The following is a 24243-nucleotide window of genomic DNA, read 5'->3' on the forward strand; positions in this document are numbered from 1 at the left end:
GCGCTGCGAAAGTGATGACGGACAGCGTCACGGCATTTGCTCAAGTGGAATCGGGTTGGGTTCTGGATGACGGCGCTAAGCTCGGCAACCGTGATACCTTCGTTGGCCTACGCGGCGATGATTGGGGCTCCGTGCGTTTTGGTCGTATGTTGACACCTATGTATGAATTGGTGGACTGGCCATACTCAGCATCAAACTTAGGCCGCACATTCGACCGCGCATGGCGCAGCGGTGAGCGTTACCACTTTGACCGTAAGAGCCAAATGTTCCGCTACGATTCGCCAGTGATCGGTGAGATGGTGAAATTTAGTTTAGCTGGTGGTAACGGTAGCGAAAATCACGAAGATTCGAATTTCTTTGGTGGTTCTATCTCTGTGACGCCAATCGATATGTTGACCCTGCATGCGGCGTTTGAAACCGCAGAAGGAACGACGTTTGAAGGTGGCGAATCTGGCATTTGGGATACGAACAACCCAGATCCAAATGGTCAGCCTTCATGGAAACCAGGAGTTGCAGCATCAATTGGTGACACAGATGCGTACTTTGTCGGTTTTGAGCTTCGCCCACTCGACAACTTCAACCTATTAGGTGCGTACAAGTCTGGCTCTTACGACTCGACCAACAATGGTGGCGGCTACGGCTACAAAGAGCGTGAAATCGACGCTTACTCCATTCAAGCGAACTACTACTTTGGCAATGCCAATATTCGTGTCGGCTACGCGGATCAAACCGGTAAGCAAGATGGCCGAAAAGATAAGGAGCTGGATTCTACCTCAATCAGTGGTGAATTCGGTTACTCATTTAACTCTGTCTACACCTTCGTTCGTTTGACACAACAAGACGACGCAGCGTTTGATGACGATTTGATGATTCGTATCGGTACCGAATGGGTATTCTAATTTAGAGCAAGAAAGACAAGGCGGGCTCTGTCCGCCTTTTGTCGTTTTGTGCTTTTTGCCACTGTTATGCCATTATAAAAATAGAGGAAAGATCGTGATGAGAGCATTAACGCTGCTGAGTTTGTTTATCTGTCAGTCACTGTGGGCCAGCGTGCAATTGACGACCGAGGGGCGAGTGGAGGTGTTAGCGCTCAACTCAACCGATACCATTGTTCATGTTAAACAGGGTGAATGGCAACTGCCCAACGGCACCAATCAACTGCTAGTGCGAGTCAGTGGGATGATTGACACCAACGGAGGTAAACAGAAGTTTAATGGCTTACCTCTAGTGGTCACATTTGAGGCGCACGATCAAGCGGTGACCATTGCAGAACCCTTTGTTATCCGCGATCAAAGAGGGGTCGAGCGGTATAAACGGGCACCGAGTGTCCATTTACACGTCAATGGCCAGCCTTTGCCGTATCAATACGATGAAATCTACGACCAGAGTTTTTCTCTAACCAAAAATTACGATGAAATGTTAGCAAGCTACAACGAACTTGGTGATGGTAAAGCGCAGCTGCGCACCTCAACATTAACATCAACTGCGACAGCTGCTAGGTCTCCAACGTCATCCGACGTTTTTCTAGAGGCGACGCCGAGTTTGACGGATAAGGAGGAATTGACACGCACATCGCGGTTGCAACATGATTTTCTCACGCTTCCAGCCTCAGAACGCCAAGAGTTTCTCTCTTGGGCAGTAAAACACCTTAACCACGGATTGTAGATTTACATATCGGTGCTAAAATAACGCGCAATTTTGGCGTCACACTCCTCGCAAACGGAAGGCGGCGCAGTCATTCAGACAATCAAGGTATTTTACATGACGGTTAAAACTCGTTTTGCTCCAAGCCCGACAGGCTACCTCCATGTGGGTGGCGCTCGTACTGCTCTTTATTCTTGGCTCTACGCAAAAAGCCAAGGCGGTGAATTTGTACTTCGTATTGAAGACACCGACCTTGAGCGTAATTCACAAGAAGCTGTCAATGCGATTCTTGAAGGCATGCAATGGATGGGACTTGAGTGGGACGAGGGCCCGTACTACCAATCCAAGCGTTTTGATCGTTACAATGAAATGGTCGACAAACTGCTGGCTGAAGACAAAGCGTACAAATGTTACGCACCGAAAGAGCTGCTTGATGAAATTCGCGCAGAACAAGAAGAAGCAAAGCAGATGCCGCGCTACGACGCCAACCACCCGAAAATTATCGCTGCCAACGCGGCAGCAAAAGAGGGTGATCCGTGTGTGATTCGTTTCCGCAACCCGAAAGAAGGCAGCGTAGTGTTTGACGACCAAATTCGCGGCCGCATCGAAATTGGCAACGATCAGTTGGATGATCTGATTATCCGTCGTACGGATGGCGCGCCAACCTACAACTTTGTGGTTGTTGTCGACGATTGGGACATGGGTATCACTCACGTTGTTCGCGGTGAAGACCACATCAACAACACGCCTCGTCAAATCAATATTTACAAAGCGCTAGGTGCACCCGTGCCAACGTTTGCCCACTGTGCCATGATTCTGGGTGATGACGGTGCGAAGCTGTCAAAACGCCACGGCGCGGTCTCTGTGATGCAATACCGTGATGAAGGTTATCTGCCGAATGCACTCAACAACTACCTAGTGCGTTTGGGCTGGTCTCATGGCGACCAAGAGATCTTCTCACGCGAAGAGATGATTGAACATTTCTCCTTGAAGGCGATTTCTAAGTCTGCTTCTGCGTTTAACACAGACAAGTTACTTTGGTTGAACAACCACTACATCAAAACCTCCGATCCAGCGTACGTTGCAACGCATCTTCAATGGCATTTGGATAACCAAAAACTTGATATCTCAAATGGCCCTGCGATCACAGATGTGATTCAACTGGTCGGCGAGCGTTGTCACACATTAGTGGAACTGGCTGAGCAAATTCGATACTTCTACGAAGATTTTTCGGAGTTTGAAGCCGGGGCGGCGAAGAAGCACCTTCGTGGCGTTGCCAAAGAGCCTCTGCAACTTGCTCTAGAGAAAGCCAAAGCCCTGACAGAGTGGACAACCGACAACATCAAGCAAGCGATCATTGCGACTGTGTGTGAAGAGCTTGAGATCGGCATGGGTAAAATTGGTATGCCGCTGCGCGTCGCTGTGACTGGCGGTGGTCAATCACCATCAGTGGATGCCGTGATGGCGCTTATCGGTAAAGAACGCGTTGTCGCTCGTATTGAATTGGCACTTGCTTTTATTGCTGAGCGTGAAGCGAACGCGTAAATCGCGCGTTAAGTAGATCAAGACACTAGCCGCAGTGGTTAATCTCTGCGGCTTTTTTACATCTATGGTGTGTTCACTAGTTTTGGGTTTCTTTGTTTAACTAATCACTGACTTATCAATATAATTTTTCACGCTATTTTAACCTTTGAGACAAGACATTTGGTAATTCTTCACATATTCTGAAAGGGTGTCTTCCAATGGAAGTGGTGGTCAACGGACCGCGCATTAAGGAGAAAATAAATGAAAATAAAAACAGTAGCAGTGGTTGTAGCAAGTGCTCTCGCTTTCTCTTCAGCGCCTTCATTCGCTGATGTGTACTTAGGGGGTAAAGTCGGTAAATCTTGGTTAAATGATGCGTGTGATATGACCGCAGATTGTGATGATGATGCCATCACTGGTGGTGTGTTCGCGGGTTACCAATTTGTGGACTGGCTTGGCCTAGAAGCCGGTTATGACTATCTCGGTAAATACACCGCTGATGGTATTGCTGACGAGTCCGCCAGCGCGTTTACCCTTGCGCCGAAACTCAGTGTACCTCTGACCGATGTGATTTCACTCTACGGTAAAGTTGGCGGTGCTTATGTCGATTATGGAAGTGAGAATGATGCGTCATTCTTAGGGGCTGTGGGTGTTGAGCTTAATGCGAGCAAGTCCACTGGTGTGCGTATTGAATATCAGCGCTTGACTGACGTAAATAACAACTCAGCTCGTGCAGCCGTGAACTCTGCTACGATGAATTTCGTTTACCGTTTCGGTGCGAGTGATCAGCCGATGACAACGGAAGAGCCCGTCGCCGAGGTGATGGTGGCAGAGCCGGTGCAAGAAGTGGTCGCCGAGCCTGCAACCAAGAAATTCACCGCCCAGTTGGTTGATGCCGGTATCTTCGAAGTGAACAGCGCTGAGCTAAAGTCAGAAAGTGTCGCGATGCTCGACAAACTTGTTGCCATGATGAAGCAGTATCCGCAATCTACCGTTACCATTACAGGTCACACGGACTCCACAGGTTCAGCGGCGTACAACCAGACGTTGTCAGAGAAGCGTGCGCAAGCGATCGCCGGCTTGCTTGAAAATGAAGGCATCGATGCTTCGCGCATCACTGCAGAGGGCAAAGGTGAATCTAGCCCTATCGCGTCAAATGAGACGAGCGAAGGTCGTCAAAAGAACCGTCGCGTCGAAATCAACGTTCCTGAGTTTGAATACGAAGAGTAAGTTGATCACTATGTTGATACTAAAGCCTTGGCATCTGCCAAGGCTTTTTACGTTATGGCTTGAGAACGTAGTTTGATTATTTGAGAGCGATACTCGTTAAGCGGCCCATGAACTCGAGTATTTCAAGATTATCCTTATTGGCTTCCAATAGGGCTTTTTTGGTTTTGGTGTAGGCACCCAAGCGACCATGCTTTTTGATAGAACAGACGACACTTTTATAGATTAAACGGCCATTGTCATCGTAGTTTCTCCATGCGGCGATATAGCATTCGTCTCTCGCCTCCGGATCGTGTTTTGTGGGTCGAGGTTTATAAATAATTTTAGGTTCCAGTGAGTGGGGGAGGCGCGTGATCAGGTAGGGATCTTTGAGGATGCGACGCCAGAATTTGCCCCACATTTCGCTACCCAGCTCATTTCTCAGGCGAATCGCTTTTTGCAGCCCTTTTTTTTCACCGATACGAACATAGCCAACCGAACGGTGCAACACCTTATCATCCGGCGTATGGATATGAATTTTGTAGGCGGTTTTCGCTTTTGAAATAAAACGATGGCCTGTATTGGTAATGAGGTTGCTTTTTGTCATTGTGCGGTTATCTACAACTTTGTTAATTACTAGTTTAGAAGAGATTCGCCGCAAGGGAAAATAGAGAGTAAAAGTAATTGCGCAGAGGCTCACAATGGAAGCAAAAGAGCGAGTGGATACCCGCTCTTGAATATTGGCGCTCCCGACAGGATTCGAACCTGTGACCTGCCCCTTAGGAGGGGGCCGCGCTATCCAGCTGTGCCACGGGAGCTCAGGAGTATGATACCCCAATTTGTGCTGTTGTTAAGAGGTAACACTATGATCTGATTTACTTTTGAACATCGCTAGAGCAGTTTGTGCATCACATCGCCAATTTGAATACTCCCCAGTAACTCGGGTTGGTCAATAGTAAGCTCAGCTTCGTTTTCATACACACGAGATACCGTCAGTGTGATGTCCGTTTCTGTGACTTTATTGCGTGGTAACCCACGTTGGTCGATGAAAGAACCTGTATGCCATAGCTGCAACTTATCGCCTTCGACGACGCCATGTACACGACCGAGATCCATGGTAATGGTGTTGCCCCACTTGGCGACCACTTCAGGTAAGGTGATTTTACAAGAGATTTCAGATTCAAGATCCAACATGATGTTTCGGCTTACGCGCAACATCATACTGCCGTAGGTCGACGCCCAAAAACGCGCGCTCTTAGTGTCCACTTGGCTGGTTTTAGGGAACGGCCATTTTGCCACTTCACGATAGTTGCGGTGGTAAACCTCATTACCCGTTTTGCCGTCGTACACCGTCATCTCGAGTGAGAACTGTCGGTTGATGATGTCGTCTTGCAGCAATTTTTGTTCAATGGTCGCTGTCAAGTCGTTGATAACGCCGCCAATGATGTACTGCGCGCCAGTATCTTGCGCGATCATTTTTAATCTTTCTGGGTAATCTTTGTTGATTTCAAAATCTGTGGTGCCTACCGATACAAAACTTGCCGATTCATTGTCGAGTTGGCGGTTGATGACTTGGGCGAAGTCGTCCCCGACACTATAGATTTGCCCCATGACAGCTTGCTGGGGTGAAGCTAAATCGATATTGCCCACTAAGAGAGTCTTCTTGTATTGACTCACGTGGCAACCTGTTGCCGATGGATAGATGTCAATACGCGCACGTAAGTACATGGTGCCACTGCGTACTCTCTGCTCCTCAATCAAGATGTAACGCACTTCACTATTAGTAAATTGATACTCTTTTTGCGATGTTTCCAAGAAGGGACGCAAGTTACTAATGCTGCCGATGTCAGCGCCAGAAAAGCTGACTGCTTTATAAAGCGCATCTTCTAACGCATGTATTCTTGCCACCTCTTCTGATGACACCACGGTAGCGACGCCGGTGACCTCATACCAGCCTGCATTCGCGATCGAGGAGAAGAGGCTAAGATACAAGCCAGAGATAACGGTCAGAAGTGTTTTTTTCATGTTCGATTACCAACTTGGTTCGTTTTTTGCTTAGTTAATCTTAGCTGATTTAGGCATTGTGATTCTAAATGATTGCACAATTAGAAAAGCAAAGAGCGTTCCACTTTTTCAACTAAAAACGGTCGGAACGAAGAATGCCTAGGGTTATCGGAGATAAGAGAATGAAAAAATGGTTATTGCTTGTACCAGTCGTCATGCTGACGGCTTGTGCTTACGCCCCAATATACAACGGTAAAGAAGCTTACCGTGGTTCACAATTTATGTTGATGGAAAGTCCGCGTCATACTCTTGACTTCTTTGTTGAGAGCATGACAGAAGACTTGATGATTTCAAACACGAGTGTATCAGCACGAACGCCCATCGCCGTGACCTCTTTTGTCGACTTGCAAAATATGGATGCGACGAACTGGCTTGGAAATTCAGTGTCAGAGGGGTTCATCCATCAATTTCAACGCCGCGGTTTTAAAGTCGTTGATTTCAAAACGACAGGGTCGATTCAGGTCACACATTCGGGTGATTTCGCGTTTAGCCGCGATTGGAAGGACCTTGCTCAGGAGCAAGATATCCAGTACGTGTTGACGGGCACCATGCTTCGCCAAGAAGGGGGGGTGATCGTGAATGCGCGAGTTGTGGGGATGCAGTCTAGAGTTGTTGTCGCCACCGCACAGGGTTTCTTACCGGCTGACCGAATTGGTCGCGATTTGGATACATTGAATAGTATCCGTACTCAAGATGGAGTGCTGATTCGTTCTGACCCAACGATGACTCAGCCATACACTGTTATTTTGCGACCATAGTAGGGAGACATGATGAAAAAAGTGATACTACTGATAGTTGCTCTCATTATGGTGGGCTGTCAGCCGATTCAAAACATGCGGCCTGAAGATTGGCTCACGGCTGTTGGTTACGCAAGCATTAGTGAGCAAAAAGGCAACAATGAAGAAGAGAAGCAAGTTCGGGCGATGAGAGCCTCTAAAATTGACGCTTACCGAGAGCTCGCCGAACAGGTGTATGGTTTGAGAGTGAGTGCCAGAGCAGATTTGAAAGATCAACGCTTAGGGACAGAGCTGACATCGGGAGCCGTAGATGGGGTCATTCGTGGTGCTGAAGTAGTCCGTAGTTATAAAGTCGGTGACAGTTACGTCACGGAACTTCGACTTGATGTCAAAAAAATGAATCAGTTGCGAGACTATGGGGAAGTGCAGCAAGTTCCAGAAAAACGCCAGCAAACGTTATTCTAGGCACATCTTTTCTCTGATTTCCGATATAAAAACGGCGCTCTTATGAGCGCCGTTTTTATATCATCCTAACAATGTAACGCGATAGCGACTTTAGGCTTTAATATTAGTGCCAAGGGTGGTGACGTTACTGGTTTGCCCTTCGGCAGTGTACGTCATACCAAGCTTACCCTGGGACTGTTTCATGAGATTGTTGAGTTTATTGAAGCTCAATTGAGCACGTTGCAATGCTTCACCGTTGACGGCATTGGCCTGCTGGCAATCAGAGATGATGCTGCGGATCTTGTCGACCAGAGGGCTCAACTCTGGATCGCTCGTCAGCGTCTCAACATCGGGGTGTTTCTGAATGCGTTGATCGGTTTGTTGAAGCTTAGAGATAAGATCAACCTTCGCTTTCGCAACCTGTTCGATATCTTTAGAGACGCGACTGGCTATCGCCACTTTTTCTTGCTCTAACAGTGCCGACAACTCGGTTGCGCTTTGCAATTGGAAATCTACAAGCCCTTTTAACGCTGCCATGGTGGTATTGTTTCTTCAGTTCCAAATTCAGTGGTTAAAAACCACCAAGCTCTTTTTCGAATTTCATCATGTTGTCAGCCAGCTTTTCCGGATCCACGGAATAAGAGCCGTTTGCAATCGCTTCTTTGATTGCCGCCACTTTTGCTTTGTCAAAGCTGGGTTGACTTGCCATTTGGTTATGCATCTCGCCCACCGCTTTACCTTGTGTGCTGAGGGACACCGAATCTTGCGCCACACCCGACTTGCTCGGAGAGTCACTTGTGCTGGATGTTGCGTTCGTTTCACTACGCGAGGGGCTACGAGTGGACGTGGTTAACGTCTGCCCTGCACGAATGTTATCAATACCTGCCATGTTTGAGCCTTTTAATTAGAGGATGACCTGTACTGTCACTATCGACTACAGGGCGAATAACTTTAGTGCTTTTTCAACCAAAGTTAAAAAATAACCGTGACTTCTGAAATGCCTGTTACTCTGCCTTCAATTATACGGTTGGATTTACTATTTTTCACTCTTATCTGCTCACCGTGAGATCCATCTGTCAAAGCCACGCCTTTGGTGGTGATGGTCATACCAGACTGTACGGCGCGAATGGTGACGGTTTCATTGCGGCACACCACGCAAATATCACGGTTTTCGACTACGTCACCCGCGTTCATGTTTTTTTTTGCTTTGGCTCCAATGACCGCTTCGAGCGAGGAAAAACCTTGCCGTCTGAAGCGTTGCAAATCAACCATGCTGATTGTAATGTCGTGTGCTGCGATGATTTGTCCACGGGAAATTGGGCTCAGTAGAGTGACTTGTGGACCGGTTCTCGTCAGGCGAACGGGCACATAGACCCGCCAGTTATCCGCTTCACACTCGACTTGGACGGTAATATTACTGGCCATCGGGTTGGTGGAACTAGAGGATGCAACAAGCGGCTCGGGGCAATCTGTGGCAAAAATACGACTATCGATGGAGGCGGCGTCTGCCTCCAAAGTACCACCTGTCGGCCATTCGACATTGGTTAAAATGTACTCTTGAGCGGCATTTTGTATGGCAAATATCTGAGCTTCGGTAGCGGAATTGACTGAAAAGCTAAAGAAAATACACAAAACACCGATAGACGTATAAACTCTTTTAAATAAAGCTCTACACTTAGTGAAAGAACAACTAGTGGAAATTGAACAAAACTGTGATTTTAGGTTCTTCATTCTGTTTCCTAGAATTTCTTAGCTTGTAGTAGACTATCATTTTTTGACACGAAAGTTTTAGATGGAGATGAGCTTATGACCGGTATTCTTGATTCTGTGAATCAGCGTACGCAACTCGTCGGTCAAAACCGATTGGAACTCCTTACCTTCCGCCTGATGGGGCGTCAGCGCTATGGAATAAACGTATTTAAAGTAAAAGAGGTGCTCCAATGTCCTAAGCTTACTTCTATGCCAAATCTGCACCGTTTGGTGAAAGGGGTCGCCCACATTCGTGGCCATACGGTTTCTGTCATTGATTTAAGTTTAGCCATCGGTGGACGTCCGACCACAGATGTAGAAAAAGCTTTCGTTGTCATTGCCGAGTTCAACCGCTCTATTCAAGCGTTTTTGGTCACCTCTGTCGAGCGCATCATCAACATGCATTGGGAAGCGATCTTGCCGCCGCCAGATGGCGCAGGTAAAGCAAACTACCTCACTGCGGTCACCAACATCGATAACGAGTTGGTTGAAATTCTCGATGTAGAGAAAATCCTTGCAGAAATCGCGCCGGTTGATGAAACCATGGATGCATCCATCGGTGAGGAAATCGCCCAAGCTGAGACAGAAAAACAGATTGTTCGCCGAATTCTCATTGCCGATGACTCCACTGTGGCACGGAAACAGGTAGAAAGAGCGATTACTTCAATTGGTTTTGAGGTCATTGCGGTTAAAGATGGGAAAGAAGCGTACGAAAAACTGGTGGAAATGGCCGCGGAAGGCAGTATTTATGACCAGATTTCCTTGGTGATCTCAGACATCGAAATGCCAGAGATGGATGGATACACGTTAACGGCCGAAATTCGCCGCAATGCCGATTTGAAAAATTTGTACGTTATCCTTCACTCATCACTCAGTGGTGTCTTTAACCAAGCGATGGTGGAGCGTGTAGGCGCCAACTCATTTATCGCGAAATTCAATCCTGATGAGCTAGGTAATGCAGTGAAATCTGCGCTGACTAACTAAAGAGAACTGAATGACAGCCATAACAATAAGCGATCAAGAGTATCGTGATTTCAGCCGTTTCCTCGAAGCGCAATGTGGCATTGTGCTTGGGGATAGCAAGCAGTACCTCGTTCGGAGCCGCTTGAGTCCGCTGGTGACCAAGTTTAAGTTGGCCTCTTTATCTGACCTGTTGAGAGATGTCGTCACTGGGAGAAACCGTGAGCTGCGTGTTGCCGCTGTAGATGCGATGACAACCAACGAAACCTTATGGTTTCGTGATGGTTACCCATTTACAGTATTGGCCGACAAGCTTCTGCCGGAAGTGGCCGCGAATAAGCGCCCAATCAAAATATGGTCAGCGGCTAGCTCGTCGGGTCAAGAACCCTACTCTATGGCAATGACAGTGTTAGAGACGCAGCAACGCAAACCAGGCTTGCTACCGAGTGTGGCCATTACGGCAACGGATATCTCATCTAGCATGTTGGATATGTGTCGAGCGGGTATCTATGACAACCTTGCTCTAGGGCGAGGTCTCTCACCCGAGCGTCGTCGTACTTTCTTTGAAGATGCCGGAGATGGCCGAATGAAAGTGAAAGACAACGTGAAGCGTTTGGTGAATTTTCGACCACAGAACTTAATGGAAAGCTATGCGTTATTGGGTAAATTTGACATCATATTTTGTCGTAACGTATTGATCTATTTCTCGCCGGATATGAAATCGAAAGTGCTCAACCAGATGGCCAATAGTCTTAACCCCGGTGGTTATTTGTTGCTTGGAGCATCGGAGTCACTCACTGGGCTGACCGACCGTTTTGAGATGGTACGTTGCAACCCAGGCATTATTTACAAGCTCAAGTAGTTTTCCCACTCTCACTCAAATCCCAGCCTTGTGGCTGGGATTTTTTTTCTGCCATACTGTGAATACCTATCCGTAGCAACAATGCCTATGTGTAGCAATGATGACATCGACAAAGACGGGTTCCCAACTGACCGGAAATTGGCTCGGTAATTGCTAAACAAAACGTGAGTGTCTCGTACACTCGATTAAATGGCTAAACAATGGCAATCCTAAAAGTTGGTACGCTAATTGCTAAATCATTTAATAGTATCGGTCAGTTCTTTGAGTAGAGGTCAACATGGCTATTTCTTTCGACAATGCACTAGGTATCCACCAACATACGGTGGGTGTACGTGAGCGTAATGCTGAGGTGATTTCCACCAACATCGCGCAAGCCAATACGCCTGGGTATAAATCGAAAGGGATGGACTTTCAAAAGGCATTACAGGCGGCAACGTCGGGGGCAAGCATTAGTCTTAGCCGTACGGATGGTCGGCATATTCCTGCCTCTACTCAGGTGACAGGGGAAGTCATGTATCGTCTTCCAACCCAACCTGACACGGGTGACGGCAACACGGTGGATGTGGATTTAGAGCGTAACTTGTTTATGCAAAACCAAATTAGACACCAAGCGTCACTGGACTTCCTAGGCAGTAAGTTCAAGAACTTAACCAAGGCAATCAAAGGGGATTAATAGATGAGCTTATTTAACGTTTTCAATGTCACTGGTTCTGCGATGAGCGCTGAATCTGTTCGTCTAAATACCACCTCGAGCAACTTGGCGAATGCGGACAGTATCTCAAGCTCTGCGAAAGATACCTATAAGGCTCGCCATGCAGTATTTGGTGCAGAGTTAAGTAAGGCAAAGTATGGCCGCGACCATATGGTGCCAGTGAAGGTAATGGGCATCGTTGAAAGTGATAAACCGCTCACCGCGGAGTACAACCCTGACCACCCACTTGCCAATGATGAAGGGTATATTTACAAACCTAACGTCAATGTGATGGAAGAAATGGCCAACATGATTTCTGCTTCTCGTTCATACCAAACGAATGTTCAAGTGGCAGATGCAAGCAAACAAATGCTGCTGCGTACGCTGCAGATGGGTCAATAAGGATAGGAGGTAACGTATGGCCGATGGCATAAATAATGTTGGTCAAAACGGCTTGTCCTATATCGACCAGCTTAAACAGCTTCAAGACAAGAATAAGCCTAATGAGACCACAGGTAAGCAAGATCTTAAACAAGAAGACTTCTTATCACTACTCACTAAGCAGCTTGCTCAGCAAGATCCGTTTAAGCCGGTCAGTAATGACCAGATGATTGCGCAAATGGCGTCATTTGCGACGGTAGACGGGATTGGCAAAATGAACACTCAGTTCGAAACGCTCAATACCTCTATGACGTCGAACCAAGCGCTTCAAGCCTCATCATTAGTAGGACGTGATGTATTAGTCCCTGGCGCTTCGGGTGTGAAGAAGGACACTGGCAGCATGGCTGCGATGGTCAAGCTTCCGCAATCCGTAGACAACATGATGGTGCGTATTGAAGACCAAATGGGCCAACTTGTTCGAACCTTCGATGCTGGTGCTAAGCCTGCGGGCGACAACCGAGTCGAATGGGACGGCAAGGATCAAAACGGTAATCCATTGCCGGCTGGCAAATACAAGGTGAGAGCCGCGGGTTTGCTGGATGGAGAATCGAAAGAGTTTGAGGTATCAACCTATGCAAACGTCAATAGTGTTCTCTTAGGTAAAGGCGATGGTAACGTACTACTCAATCTGGCTGGCTTCGAGTCGCCAGTTCGACTTGCTGAAGTACTAGAAGTTGGCAAAGCGTAACGTGTTAGTGATAAACGACGCTAGCTAGATAGGAGATTTTGGAATGTCATATGTTGCACTTAGCGGGTTATCCGCAGCTCAGTTAGATCTGAACACTACCAGTAACAACATTGCGAACGCAAACACGTTCGGCTTTAAAGAGTCGCGTGCAGAGTTTGGCGATGTGTACTCAAATTCACTCTTTACCCATGCGAAAACAACGCCAGGGCAAGGTGTGCAGGCAGCACAGGTTGCTCAGCAGTTCCATGAAGGTTCCAGTATTTATACCAATAACCCGATGGATTTGCGTGTATCTGGTACGGGGTTCTTTGCCGTCGCAAAAGACAGATTAACCCCAACATCCAATGAACTGACTCGTAACGGCGCGTTTCATTTGGATAAAAACAACTACATGGTAACCGCTAATGACGAGTTCTTACTCGGTTACCAAGTCAATCCAGATACCGGTGATGTTCTCTCTTATGAGCCTTCGCCACTTAACATTCCAAAAGAGTTTGGTAAGCCAAAGCAAACAGCAAACATTGAAGTAGGGGTGAACTTACCTGCGGGTGGGGATTTGAAGGACCCAACCTTGTTTGATTATTCCGATCCAGAGACGTACAACCGCTCAACGTCCTCGACGATTTATGATTCGATGGGCCAGTCGTACAAACTGACGACCTACTATCTAAAAGATCAAAATCAGGCGAATACGTGGCAGACATACTACACGGTGACGGACAGTGCCGGTGAGAAGCCACTGAACATCGTTGGTGGTGATGCAACGAGTCCTACGGGGCATGTCGGTCACACTATGCGTTTCAATAATGATGGTACGCTAGCCAGTTTAAACAATGGGCAGAATATCGTCTCCGAACCTTTGGGGGCGGGTGCTAACCCGATTGACTTGAACGGTGCAGACATCAACCAAACATTGTCGTTTGGCCTTGATAGTGCCACTCAGTTTGCGGCTCCGTTTGAATTGACCAAGTTTGATGAAGATGGTGCAACTACTGGCTTCTTGACTAAGGTTGACTTTGATGAAAACGGTAGTGTCCTTGGCACATACTCTAACGGTGAGAATATCACCTTGGGACGTGTCGCGTTGGTTCGAGTAGCCAATGAACAAGGCCTAGATAAGAAGGGTGGAACTCAATGGGATGCCACTCAAAACTCTGGCGCCAAAGTATGGGGAGAATCGAACAAAGGCTCATTTGGTACAATCAATAGTGGTGTGCTTGAACAGTCCAACATTGATATGACTCAAGAGCTGGTGGATCTGATTTCAGCCCAGCGCAACTTCCAAGCGAACTCACGTTCACTTGAAGTGCACAACCAAACTCAACAAAATATCCTTCAGATTCGTTAATCGAATCACACGCAATCTTCTGAATAGCAAACTAACGGCAATCGTTGGTTTGCTATTGTTGCCTCTAGCGGCAATTGCCGCTCCAATCTTATTCTATATTGCCATTTCTCTTTTCAACTGATTGATAATATTTGCTTATTTTTATTGGCACGCCAATTGCTTTAAATGATCTAAATTGTGATTGTTGGAGCAAATTATGGATCGTGCACTGTTTCTCGCTATGAGCGGAGCAAAGCAAAATATGCAAGCGATGCAGCTAAGAGCGAATAACCTGGCAAACGTCAGTACCACGGGGTTCCGTGCTGATTTGGCGCAAGCCCGCTCAATGCAAGCATACGGCGACGGTTTGCCAAGCCGCGTGTTTAGCATGACAGAGAGACCTGGCCATAATTTTCAGCAAGGCAGTGTGATTACCACTGGGCGAGATCTCGATGTCACTATTGAAGGTCAAGGTTGGATTGCCGTTATGGACAAGACGGGCAAAGAAGGCCTGACTCGAAACGGTAACCTCAACATTGACGTCAATGGCTTGCTTACCAATGGTAATGGCAACTTGGTTTTGGGCGAGACAGGCGCACCGATCACCCTACCGATTCCGTTGAGCAAAGTGGAAATCGGTACTGATGGGACGATTTCTGTTGTGCCACAAGGCGCCCCAGCGGATGCGATCGAAATCGTTGATCGCATCAAACTGACACGCAACGACAACCAATCACTGTACAAAGATGTCAATGGCCTCTTCCGCGCTAAAGATCCCAATGCAGCTTACGAGGCGGATGCCGGCGTAAAACTGCTCAAAGGCGCGTTAGAGGGCAGCAACGTGAATGCCATCGGTGAGATGACCAGCTTGATTGATCTTCAACGACAATTCGAAATGCAGGTCAAGATGATGAGCACAGCAGAAGACATGGACAAAGCGTCTGATTCTCTGCTTCGTATGAGCTAAGACAGTTTCTAGGAGAGAATTATGCAACCGGCATTATGGGTAAGTAAGACGGGCTTAGATGCTCAGCAAACCAATATTTCGACCATTTCTAACAACTTGGCTAACGCCTCGACGGTGGGTTTTAAGAAAAGCCGTCCTGTGTTTGAAGATTTGTTCTATCAAAATATCAACCAGCCGGGTGGTCAATCTTCGCAAAATACCGAATTGCCAAGTGGTTTAATGCTCGGCGCGGGTTCTAAGGTCGTGGCAACTCAGAAGGTGCATACCCAAGGGAATACGCAAACGACCAACAACAGCCTCGATATGATGATCGAAGGCGACGGTTTTTTCCAAATATTGATGCCGGATGGCAACATCGGTTACACGCGCAATGGTCAGTTCACAGTCAACAGTGAAGGTGTGATTGTCACGTCTGGTTCGGGGTATTCCTTAGAGCCTGAAATCACGATTCCAGACGACGCCATCAGCATTACTGTTGGTACGGATGGGGAAGTCTCTGTGCGCGTGAGAGGTCAGCAAGATAACCAAGTTCTGGGGCAAATTACTACGGTTGATTTTATCAACCCTGGTGGTCTTGAGCCTATTGGTCAAAACCTCTACTTGCCAACCGGTGCCAGTGGTGACCCTCAAGAAGGCGTACCGGGTTTTGACGGGTTTGGTGAAGTGCGTCAATCGATGCTAGAGACCTCAAACGTGAACGTGACGGAAGAGCTAGTCAACATGATTGAAGCGCAGCGCGTGTACGAAATGAACTCAAAAGTTATCTCTGCCGTCGATAAGATGATGAGCTTCGTAAACCAACAGCTATAACTGAATGAGCAAGGGGATTGTGATGATGCGAGTCATTAGTGTAACACTGATAGCACTGCTCTCAGGCTGTACCATGCTGGATATGCCAATCGAGACACCGGATGTGGTTCAAGGTACAACTACCGTTGATGCTGTAGAAGGAGATAAATCTTCCGATGATAGCTCTGGGATTGTAGATACTCTGCGAGGACGCACCGACCCTGTCGCTGGCGATCCTGCTTGGGCCCCCATTCATCCTAAGCATGAGCCGGAGCACTACGCGGCGGCAACCGGTTCGTTGTTTAATACCGGTAAAATGACCGTCAGTTTGTACGACGACTCTAAACCGAGAGGCATCGGTGACATCATCACCGTCACTTTGGATGAAAGTACCAAAGCGGCGAAAAGCTCAGACGCTGATCTGTCAAAAAATAATGATGCGTCGATGGATCCGCTGGAAGTGGGTGGTCAGCAGTTGACCATTGGTGACTACAATTTTTCATATAACTTAAGCAATGATAATTCGTTCAGTGGCAGCGCGGCGGCGAACCAAAGTAACAGCATTTCAGGCTCGATTTCGGTCGAAGTGATTGAAGTTCTGGCGAACGGAAATTTGGTGATTCGCGGTGAAAAGTGGTTGACCCTCAACACGGGAGACGAATACATCCGCTTAAGCGGCACCATCCGTCCGGATGACATCGACTACGACAATACCATCGCGTCAACGCGCATTTCAAATGCCCGAATCCAGTACTCTGGTACGGGAACGCAACAAGATATGCAAGAGCCTGGATTCTTGGCACGATTTTTTAATGTCGCTCTTTAATCCCGTTTGATGTCGATGTTTTGGCATTGCGTTAGAGAAAAAGGTGTCCCCATGAAAACGTTGTTTGTCTTCCTAATTAGCTCGCTGCTTGTTGTAACACAAGCTCAGGCTGCGCGTATTAAAGACGTGGCTCAAATTGCCGGTGTTCGTAGTAACCAACTTGTCGGTTACGGGTTGGTCACAGGTTTGCCGGGCACAGGAGAATCGACACCCTTTACCGATCAAAGCTTTAACGCCATGCTGCAAAACTTTGGCATTCAATTGCCGCCCGGCACTAAGCCAAAGACCAAAAACGTTGCCGCTGTGATTGTGACGGCTGAGTTGCCGCCCTTTTCTAAGCAAGGCCAGACGGTAGATGTGACGGTTTCCTCAATAGGCTCGGCGAAAAGCTTGCGTGGCGGTACACTGATGCAGACCATGCTCAAAGGTCTAGATGGGCAAGTGTATGCGGTGGCGCAAGGCAATTTGGTGGTGAGTGGCTTTAGTGCGACTGGCGCTGATGGTTCTAAAATTGTCGGCAACAACCCGACAGCAGGTATGATTTCTAGTGGAGCCATCGTTGAGCGAGAAATCCCATCGCCGTTTAGTCGCGGTGATTACATCACGTTTAACTTGCTTGAATCTGATTTCACTACTGCTCAGCGTATGGCGGATGCCGTTAATAACTTCCTGGGTCCTCAGATGGCCTCAGCGGTGGATGCCACGTCGGTGAAAGTGCGTGCGCCTCGCGATGTCACTCAGCGTGTGGCCTTTTTATCAGCGATTGAAAACCTCGAATTTAACCCCGCCGACGGTGCAGCGAAGATCATTGTTAACTCACGTACAGGGACTATCGTTGTCGGCCAGCACGTGCGCTTGAAGCCGGCTGCCGTGACTCATGGTGGCATGACAGTGGCAATCAAAGAAAATCTTAACGTGAGTCAACCTAATGCGTTTGGTGGTGGTGAGACGGTTGTTGTCCCCGACAGCGATATCGAAGTCACCGAAGAACAAGGCAAGATGTTTAAGTTTGAGCCTGGATTGACTCTAGACGATCTGGTTCGTGCAGTGAATGAAGTCGGCGCGGCGCCGTCTGATCTGATGGCAATCTTGCAAGCGCTGAAACAAGCGGGCGCGATTGAAGGTCAGCTGATCATCATTTAACGGGGGCGATATGATCAATAACGGAAATGACATCGGTTTTATTCATGATATCGCCAACCTAGACTCACTGCGCCGTAAAGCGGTCAATGGTGAGGAAGGGGCAGAGCAAGAAGCGCTCAACGCCGCCGCTAAACAGTTTGAAGCGATTTTTACCTCTATGCTGTTCAAATCGATGCGTGATGCCAATTCAACCTTTGAATCCGGCTTGATGGACAGCCAGAACCAACAGTTCTATCGTCAGATGATGGATGATCAGATGGCGAGTGAATTGAGTGCCTCTGGCTCACTCGGTCTTGCCGACATGATTGTGGCGCAGCTTTCCACAGGCCAAGTGGATAATGAAACCGCGAACAACCGCAACCCTGATTTTGAAGCCATGATGGACAAAGTCTCTCGTATTCGTGAAGAGCGTGCCAATGCGCCTGCTGAAATGCGCGTTATTGGAGAGGATCAAGCGAGCACATTCGACTCTCCAGAATCGTTTGTGGCGTCAATGTCGCCTTATGCGGAAAAGGCCGCTCAGGCGCTGGGCGTGGACTCATCATTGCTACTTGCCCAAGCGGCGCTCGAAACCGGCTGGGGCCAAAAAGTCATCAACAATTCGCGTGGTAGCAGTAACAACCTCTTCAATATCAAAGCGGACCGCAGCTGGGCAGGCAATAAGATGTCCACTCAAACTCTTGAATATCATCAGGGGGTGCCAGTACAAGAGCGAGCAGCATTCCGTTCTTACGCTAACTTTGAAGAGAGTTTTAACGACTATGTGCGCTTCCTCAATCAAAACCCTCGCTATACCACAGCGCTCAAGCACAATGGCGATGATGAGGCGTTTATTCGCGGCATTCATGATGCCGGTTATGCCACAGACCCCGATTATGCGGATAAAGTGCTGAGTGTCAAACGACGTATTGATAGCATGTAATGGCTTGACCGATAGGGTCTCTCAGCAGACCCTATCACCTATCACCTATCACCTATCACCTATCACCTATCACCTATCACCTATCACCTATCACCTATCACCTCCCACCTCCCACCTCCCACCTCCCACCTCCCACCTCCCACCACCCCTAATCCAATCAATCTTATCCCATACACTCTCGAAAACTAACCCTGGCACACATATTGCTATTAAGTCCATAGGCAATCAGTAAACACTGATAAATAAAGGTTTCTTGGGGGCAATATGGCGTCTGATCTTCTGAATCTTGGTTCGCAAAGCGTACTGACGGCTCAGAGACAATTGAACACCACAGGGCACAACATCTCGAACGTGAATACCGAGGGTTATAGCCGTCAGTCGGTGATACAAGGCACAAACATGCCGCGTCAATATGGCGGGGAAACCTACGGTATGGGCGTGCATGTGGAAAAAGTTCGCCGCTCATGGGATCAATTTGCCGTTAATGAACTCAATGTCTCGACCACCAATTACGCGCACAAAGTCGACGATGAAGCGAACTTAGAAATGCTGTCAAACATGCTCTCCTCAGTTGCCTCGAAAAAAATCCCAGAAAATCTCAATGAGTGGTTTGATGCGGTGAAGTCGCTTGCCGACAGCCCCAATGATGTCGGGGCACGTAAAGTGGTGCTCGAAAAAGCCAATTTGATCACCCAAAACCTCAATGATTTCCATGAGACCATTCGCCGTCAGTCGGATGTGACCAACAAAAAACTCGATCTCGGTGTCGAGCGAATGAATCAACTGGCGCTTGAAATACGCGATTTGCATCGTTTGATGATGAGAACGCCTGGGCCGCACAACGATTTGATGGACCAACACGAAAAGCTGGTGGCAGAACTGTCTGAATACACCAAAGTGACCGTGACTCCGCGCAAGAATGCGGAAGGGTTCAACATCCATATCGGTAACGGGCATACCTTAGTGTCAGGAACGGAAGCGAGTCGCTTAACCATGATCGATGGTTATCCAGATGTACATCAGCGCCGCTTAGCCATGATTGAGGGTAAAGGTATCAAAGCGATTACCACCAAAGATATTGATGGCAAAATGGGCGCTATGCTCACGATGCGTGATGACAAGATCCCACAACTGATGGATGAGCTTGGCAAACTCGCCACGTCGTTTTCTTATGAAGTGAATCGATTGCAATCTCAAGGTCTCGATCTTAGGGGGGAAATTGGTGGTCTGATTTTTACTGATGTCAATTCAGACATCATAGCCAAATCACGTGTGGTGACAGCCTCAAATTCTAATGCGGACTTAGCCGTGTATATTGAAGATACCACTCAGCTTGAAGGTGGCGAGTATTCGCTTCAGTATCACGACGGTGATTACATCATTACTCGCCCATCCGGTGAGCAGTTTGCCGTACCTCAAGTAGGTAATGCACTGCAAATTGATGGCTTACGTATTGAAATCAATCAAGATTTATCGCCGGGCGAACGCGTATTGATTCGTCCGACCCGCAGTGGCGCTGCGCAAATGAAAATGGCCACCAATGATCCGACCGCGATCGCCGCGCAGAGTTATGAAGCTTCGACCACTTTCGCGCAAGGTAAAGCGAAATTCAATATCGAAGAAGTAGGGGATTTGCGCGAGTTTGAAGTGGTGGTATCGCCGGATGGGAAGCAGTTTGCCGTCACGGACACAAAAGGCAAAATTCTCTTGCCGCCCCAAGATTACCCACCGTTTGGTCCTGTCGAGGTTCAAGGTACGATTTTTGAACTAACCGATGGGGCATTGCCGAACGATAAATTTACGGCAAACCTTGTCCCTTCCGAGGGGGACAACGGCAACTTGCTCAAAATGCAAAACATCCAAACCGAGAAAAAGCTCAATGATGGTGAGTCGACCATTCTCGATATCTATCACAACCTCAACACCAACGTCGGGTTACAGATGTCTACCGCATCACGCTTAACCGATGTTTCAAGGTTAGAGAAAGAGGCGGCACAAGAGCGTGTAGCGTCTATCTCCGGAGTGAACTTGGATGAGGAAGCCGCCAACATGATGAAGTTTCAGCAAGCGTACATGGCGTCTTCACGCATCATGCAAGCTGCAAACGACACCTTTAACACGATTTTGGCATTGCGATAGGAGGCGTAAATGATCAACCGTATTTCCAGCTTCCATAATTATCAGTCGGTGCAAAACGATCTGCGTCGTCAAGAAGCAAAAGTCCATCATAACCAAGCGCAGCTCGCTTCAGGTAAGAAGTTGATGCGCGCCAGTGATGATCCGTTGGCCACGCACTACATCCAGAATATTGGTCAGCAGAAAGAGCAATTGCGCCAATACACCGATGCCATCGTGCTGACGCGGAATCGCCTTGAGCATCACGAAGTGATTATTTCTAACGCAGAAGAGTACGCCGATGAAGCAAAGCGAACCGTGATGGAAATGATCAACGGTGCGTTGTCCCCTGAAGACCGCATCGCGAAGCGTCGAGAGCTTGAGGAAATCAGCAATAACTTCCTTAACTTGGTAAATGTACAAGATGAATCAGGCAACTACATTTTTGCCGGGACTAAGCCGAAAAACCAACCCTTCTTTCGAGATAAAGATGGCACTGTGGTGTACGCAGGCGATGACTACCAACGCAAGATGAAAATCTCCAACACGCTTGAAATGCCGATCAACGATCCAGGTAGCAAGCTGTTTATGGAAATAGATAACCCCTTCGGTGATTACTCGCCGGACTACAACCTGGGTGATACCTCTGAGTTGCTGCTTGAGCGCGCGACCAACTTTAATCCTGATGATGACTCGAGCTATAAGGTCACGTTTGTTGATATGCCCGGTGGTAAATATGGCTATCAACTCGAGCGCGACGGCAGTGTGGTTCAGGCCGATACCTTTGATCCGGCGAAAGGAATCAAGTACGAGGAGTTGACGATCCAGGTAAAAGGCCAAATCGAGAAGGGCGATGAAATCACGCTTGAGCCGCGCAAAAGCTACAGCATTTTCGATACCTTTCAGGAAGCCATGGCTTTGTCACAAGGGTCTGTGTCAGATACGTCCAATACCGCACGTTTGCATCGAATGACTCAAGAATTCCATTCGGCGTTTATTCATCTCAATAAAGCGCGCACGGATGTGGGGGCAAGATTGAGCACGCTCGATATTCAAGAAGAGCAGCATGAAGATTTTAAGATGACGCTCGCCAAATCGAAAAGTAACTTTGAAGATTTGGATTACTCGGAAGCGATCATCGAATTTAACGAAAATACGCGTGCGTTGCAGGCTTCGCAGCAAGCGTTCGGAAAAACAAAAGACTTAACCCTGTTTAACTATCTCTAAAGGGATCTTTATCGTCCAAGTTGACGCTTAACACTCTCGGTGATTGGGTTGTCTGACTCAAGTTCAGGATAACCAATGGGTACGCTCCATGCCTTATGTGCTAAGCCTTAAGCGCCGAGCAAAACCCGTTAGCCTGTCTATCGGCAAACCTTGCCACCGAGCGGCAATCATCGAGTGCCGCCCACAAGCGAGCAGATAGTAACTAAGCGCAACTCGATGAAGGTGATGTTCATAACCTATTGATAGTTATTTGAAATAAATTGATTTGGCTATTTTTTGTTAAGTTGGCATACAACTTGAATTAGTAAAATCAGAGTAGAAATTTTTAAGCCGGCTACTGCCTGCTTAGCAAGTCATACACGGTCAGTGCTTCCAAATGAGATTAAGCTGGCCGCTTCGCAAGAACTTGCGACTCACTAGGAGAGCAAACTATGACCATTACAGTCAACACTAACGTGTCAGCAATGACCGCTCAGCGTTACCTGAATAAAGCGACTGGCGATTTGAATACGTCGATGGAACGCCTATCTTCAGGACAAAAAATCAACAGTGCGAAAGACGATGCAGCAGGTCTGCAAATCTCAAACCGTCTAACCGCTCAGTCTCGTGGTTTAGATGTCGCGATGCGTAACGCCAACGACGGTATCTCGATTGCACAAACCGCAGAGGGGGCGATGAACGAGTCGACCTCGATTCTGCAACGTATGCGTGATCTATCGCTACAATCTGCGAACGGCACCAACTCCGCCTCAGAGCGTCAAGCCCTGAACGAAGAAGTGTCCGCACTGCAAGATGAGCTTAACCGTATCGCAGAAACGACCTCTTTTGGTGGTCGTAAGTTGCTCAACGGATCATTTGGTGAGGCGTCATTCCAGATCGGTGCCAGCTCGGGTGAAGCAATTATTATGGGATTGACTAGCATTCGTGCCGATGATTTTCGCATGGGAGGCCAGTCGTTCATCTCTGATGCCGAGAAGGGTAAAGACAAAGACTGGGGCGTACCTGCCAGCGCACGAGATCTAAAATTTGAATTCACCACCAAAGATGGCGAAGCGGTGACGCTCGATATCCTCGCGAAAGAAGGGGATGACATCGAAGAGCTAGCGACGTACATCAACGGTCAAACCGACAAACTGAAAGCTTCAGTCGATCAAGATGGCAGACTGCAAATCTTTGCCGCTGAGCCTAACTTGGAAGGCAATATGAATATCTCTGGTGGCTTAGCGACCGAGATTGGCCTCAACGGTGGTCCTGGTGTTCAGACCACAGTACAGAGTATTGATGTGAATACTGTGGGTGGCGCACAAAACGCGGTCGGTATCTTGGATGCGGCGTTACGCTACGTAGACTCTCAGCGTGCCGATCTGGGTGCGAAGCAGAACCGACTCAGCCACAGTATTAATAACTTGGCCAACATCCAAGAAAACGTTGAAGCGTCAAACAGCCGAATCCGCGATACGGATTTTGCCAAAGAGACGACGGCAATGACCAAAGCACAAATTCTGCAGCAGGCGGGGACATCGATTCTCGCTCAAGCAAAACAGTTGCCAAACTCTGCGATGTCACTATTGCAGTAGTTGCGAATATCTTCATTAGCGCAGACCCAGACGTGGGGCTTTTGAAGGCATTCAGGCAAACATGGGTGATTGGATAAGCAGAGTTCTCTCTCAAACCTGCTCTGCTTAACCGCTTTACCTGTGTCTTGGTTGCCAGCCCGGAATCATTTCTCTCGATCTCCAAAGGCACTGGTGACCTCTATAGCCCCGGTTCTCTCAAAGGAAAAGGGGCTTTTCTTTTATCTCCAGATTTCTCTTTCTTCAATCAATCTCATTTCTTTCGCACTGATGTCTTAAGTGCACCCGATCGGTCAATAGTTACAAAACTTTAATGATATTTTCTCGAACTCTGAGCTTGCTC

General features: G+C 47.9%; 25 protein-coding genes and 1 tRNA gene. 20 read left to right on the forward strand and 6 right to left on the reverse strand.

Annotated elements, in window-relative coordinates; all coding sequences use genetic code 11:
- The 4 genes from AC6R0L_RS00265 to AC6R0L_RS00280 form a co-directional block, all read left to right on the forward strand.
- Window positions 1-899, forward strand: an 899-nt coding sequence (locus tag AC6R0L_RS00265) for a porin (protein ID WP_500627884.1), incomplete at its 5' end; no start/stop codon positions are given.
- A gap of 97 nt (window positions 900-996) precedes the next feature.
- Complete coding sequence (locus tag AC6R0L_RS00270; protein WP_500627894.1) at window positions 997-1665, forward strand: DUF2057 family protein; 669 nt, start codon at window positions 997-999, stop codon at window positions 1663-1665.
- Between the two features lie 96 nt (window positions 1666-1761).
- Window positions 1762-3189: a glutamate--tRNA ligase gene (gltX, locus tag AC6R0L_RS00275; RefSeq protein WP_487903517.1), complete on the forward strand. Its 1428-nt coding sequence runs from the start codon at window positions 1762-1764 to the stop codon at window positions 3187-3189.
- 246 nt (window positions 3190-3435) lie between these two features.
- Window positions 3436-4398: an OmpA family protein gene (locus AC6R0L_RS00280; RefSeq protein WP_500627895.1), complete on the forward strand. Its 963-nt coding sequence runs from the start codon at window positions 3436-3438 to the stop codon at window positions 4396-4398.
- A gap of 76 nt (window positions 4399-4474) precedes the next feature.
- On the opposite strand, the gene AC6R0L_RS00285 is transcribed toward AC6R0L_RS00280, so the two are convergent.
- From AC6R0L_RS00285 to AC6R0L_RS00295, 3 genes are all read right to left on the reverse strand, one after another.
- Window positions 4475-4981, reverse strand: a complete 507-nt coding sequence (locus tag AC6R0L_RS00285) for a Fe3+-citrate ABC transporter substrate-binding protein (protein WP_334551234.1) — start codon at window positions 4979-4981, stop codon at window positions 4475-4477.
- Window positions 4982-5115: 134 nt separating this feature from the next.
- Window positions 5116-5192 (reverse strand) — tRNA-Arg (locus tag AC6R0L_RS00290).
- Between the two features lie 73 nt (window positions 5193-5265).
- The gene (locus AC6R0L_RS00295; RefSeq protein ID WP_500627885.1) at window positions 5266-6399 is read right to left on the reverse strand and encodes a flagellar assembly protein FlgT; all 1134 of its coding nucleotides are present in this window, start codon (window positions 6397-6399) and stop codon (window positions 5266-5268) included.
- 161 nt (window positions 6400-6560) lie between these two features.
- Between AC6R0L_RS00295 and AC6R0L_RS00300 the strand changes: the two genes are divergently transcribed.
- Both AC6R0L_RS00300 and flgP read left to right on the forward strand, forming a co-directional pair.
- Entirely contained in the window at window positions 6561-7196 is a 636-nt protein-coding gene (locus AC6R0L_RS00300; RefSeq protein WP_334551202.1) for a FlgO family outer membrane protein, read from the forward strand.
- Window positions 7197-7208: 12 nt separating this feature from the next.
- The gene (gene flgP, locus AC6R0L_RS00305) at window positions 7209-7640 is read left to right on the forward strand and encodes a flagellar assembly lipoprotein FlgP (protein WP_334551201.1); all 432 of its coding nucleotides are present in this window, start codon (window positions 7209-7211) and stop codon (window positions 7638-7640) included.
- A gap of 90 nt (window positions 7641-7730) precedes the next feature.
- Here flgP and AC6R0L_RS00310 read toward each other — a convergent pair whose 3' ends face one another.
- From AC6R0L_RS00310 to flgA, 3 genes are all read right to left on the reverse strand, one after another.
- The gene (locus AC6R0L_RS00310; RefSeq protein WP_500627886.1) at window positions 7731-8156 is read right to left on the reverse strand and encodes a flagella synthesis protein FlgN; all 426 of its coding nucleotides are present in this window, start codon (window positions 8154-8156) and stop codon (window positions 7731-7733) included.
- 34 nt (window positions 8157-8190) lie between these two features.
- Window positions 8191-8508 carry a flagellar biosynthesis anti-sigma factor FlgM gene (gene flgM, locus AC6R0L_RS00315; RefSeq protein ID WP_500627887.1) on the reverse strand — a complete coding sequence of 106 codons (318 nt, stop codon included), beginning with the start codon at window positions 8506-8508 and terminating at the stop codon, window positions 8191-8193.
- Between the two features lie 83 nt (window positions 8509-8591).
- Window positions 8592-9350: a flagellar basal body P-ring formation chaperone FlgA gene (gene flgA / locus AC6R0L_RS00320; protein ID WP_500627888.1), complete on the reverse strand. Its 759-nt coding sequence runs from the start codon at window positions 9348-9350 to the stop codon at window positions 8592-8594.
- Between the two features lie 75 nt (window positions 9351-9425).
- Between flgA and AC6R0L_RS00325 the strand changes: the two genes are divergently transcribed.
- The 14 genes from AC6R0L_RS00325 (at window position 9426) to AC6R0L_RS00390 (ending at window position 23903) form a co-directional block, all read left to right on the forward strand.
- Window positions 9426-10352 carry a chemotaxis protein CheV gene (locus tag AC6R0L_RS00325; protein WP_334551197.1) on the forward strand — a complete coding sequence of 309 codons (927 nt, stop codon included), beginning with the start codon at window positions 9426-9428 and terminating at the stop codon, window positions 10350-10352.
- A gap of 10 nt (window positions 10353-10362) precedes the next feature.
- The gene (locus AC6R0L_RS00330; RefSeq protein ID WP_487903745.1) at window positions 10363-11190 is read left to right on the forward strand and encodes a protein-glutamate O-methyltransferase; all 828 of its coding nucleotides are present in this window, start codon (window positions 10363-10365) and stop codon (window positions 11188-11190) included.
- 277 nt (window positions 11191-11467) lie between these two features.
- Window positions 11468-11863: a flagellar basal body rod protein FlgB gene (flgB, locus tag AC6R0L_RS00335; RefSeq protein ID WP_334551195.1), complete on the forward strand. Its 396-nt coding sequence runs from the start codon at window positions 11468-11470 to the stop codon at window positions 11861-11863.
- 3 nt (window positions 11864-11866) lie between these two features.
- Window positions 11867-12283 (forward strand): flagellar basal body rod protein FlgC, encoded by a 417-nt coding sequence (gene flgC / locus AC6R0L_RS00340; RefSeq protein ID WP_487903744.1) that lies wholly within the window; start codon window positions 11867-11869, stop codon window positions 12281-12283.
- Between the two features lie 16 nt (window positions 12284-12299).
- A complete protein-coding gene (gene flgD / locus AC6R0L_RS00345; RefSeq protein WP_334551193.1) occupies window positions 12300-13010 on the forward strand; it encodes a flagellar hook assembly protein FlgD in 711 nt (236 codons plus the stop codon).
- 43 nt (window positions 13011-13053) lie between these two features.
- On the forward strand, window positions 13054-14358 hold the full coding sequence (gene flgE, locus AC6R0L_RS00350) for a flagellar hook protein FlgE (protein WP_500627889.1): 1305 nt from the start codon (window positions 13054-13056) through the stop codon (window positions 14356-14358).
- 196 nt (window positions 14359-14554) lie between these two features.
- Entirely contained in the window at window positions 14555-15304 is a 750-nt protein-coding gene (gene flgF, locus AC6R0L_RS00355) for a flagellar basal-body rod protein FlgF (RefSeq protein ID WP_334551190.1), read from the forward strand.
- Between the two features lie 21 nt (window positions 15305-15325).
- Window positions 15326-16114: a flagellar basal-body rod protein FlgG gene (gene flgG, locus AC6R0L_RS00360; RefSeq protein WP_487903742.1), complete on the forward strand. Its 789-nt coding sequence runs from the start codon at window positions 15326-15328 to the stop codon at window positions 16112-16114.
- Between the two features lie 22 nt (window positions 16115-16136).
- Entirely contained in the window at window positions 16137-16919 is a 783-nt protein-coding gene (gene flgH / locus AC6R0L_RS00365) for a flagellar basal body L-ring protein FlgH (protein ID WP_487903741.1), read from the forward strand.
- Between the two features lie 51 nt (window positions 16920-16970).
- A complete protein-coding gene (locus AC6R0L_RS00370) occupies window positions 16971-18062 on the forward strand; it encodes a flagellar basal body P-ring protein FlgI (protein ID WP_334551187.1) in 1092 nt (363 codons plus the stop codon).
- A 10-nt stretch (window positions 18063-18072) separates the two neighbouring features.
- Complete coding sequence (flgJ, locus tag AC6R0L_RS00375; RefSeq protein ID WP_500627890.1) at window positions 18073-18984, forward strand: flagellar assembly peptidoglycan hydrolase FlgJ; 912 nt, start codon at window positions 18073-18075, stop codon at window positions 18982-18984.
- A 264-nt stretch (window positions 18985-19248) separates the two neighbouring features.
- Window positions 19249-21123, forward strand: coding sequence for a flagellar hook-associated protein FlgK (gene flgK / locus AC6R0L_RS00380; protein WP_500627891.1), 1875 nt, complete (start codon window positions 19249-19251; stop codon window positions 21121-21123).
- 9 nt (window positions 21124-21132) lie between these two features.
- Entirely contained in the window at window positions 21133-22326 is a 1194-nt protein-coding gene (gene flgL, locus AC6R0L_RS00385; protein WP_500627892.1) for a flagellar hook-associated protein FlgL, read from the forward strand.
- Between the two features lie 431 nt (window positions 22327-22757).
- The gene (locus tag AC6R0L_RS00390; RefSeq protein ID WP_500627893.1) at window positions 22758-23903 is read left to right on the forward strand and encodes a flagellin; all 1146 of its coding nucleotides are present in this window, start codon (window positions 22758-22760) and stop codon (window positions 23901-23903) included.
- The last annotated feature ends 340 nt before the right edge of the window (window positions 23904-24243 follow it).

Source organism: Vibrio sp. R15-SG3-ISO1A (assembly GCF_059833955.1).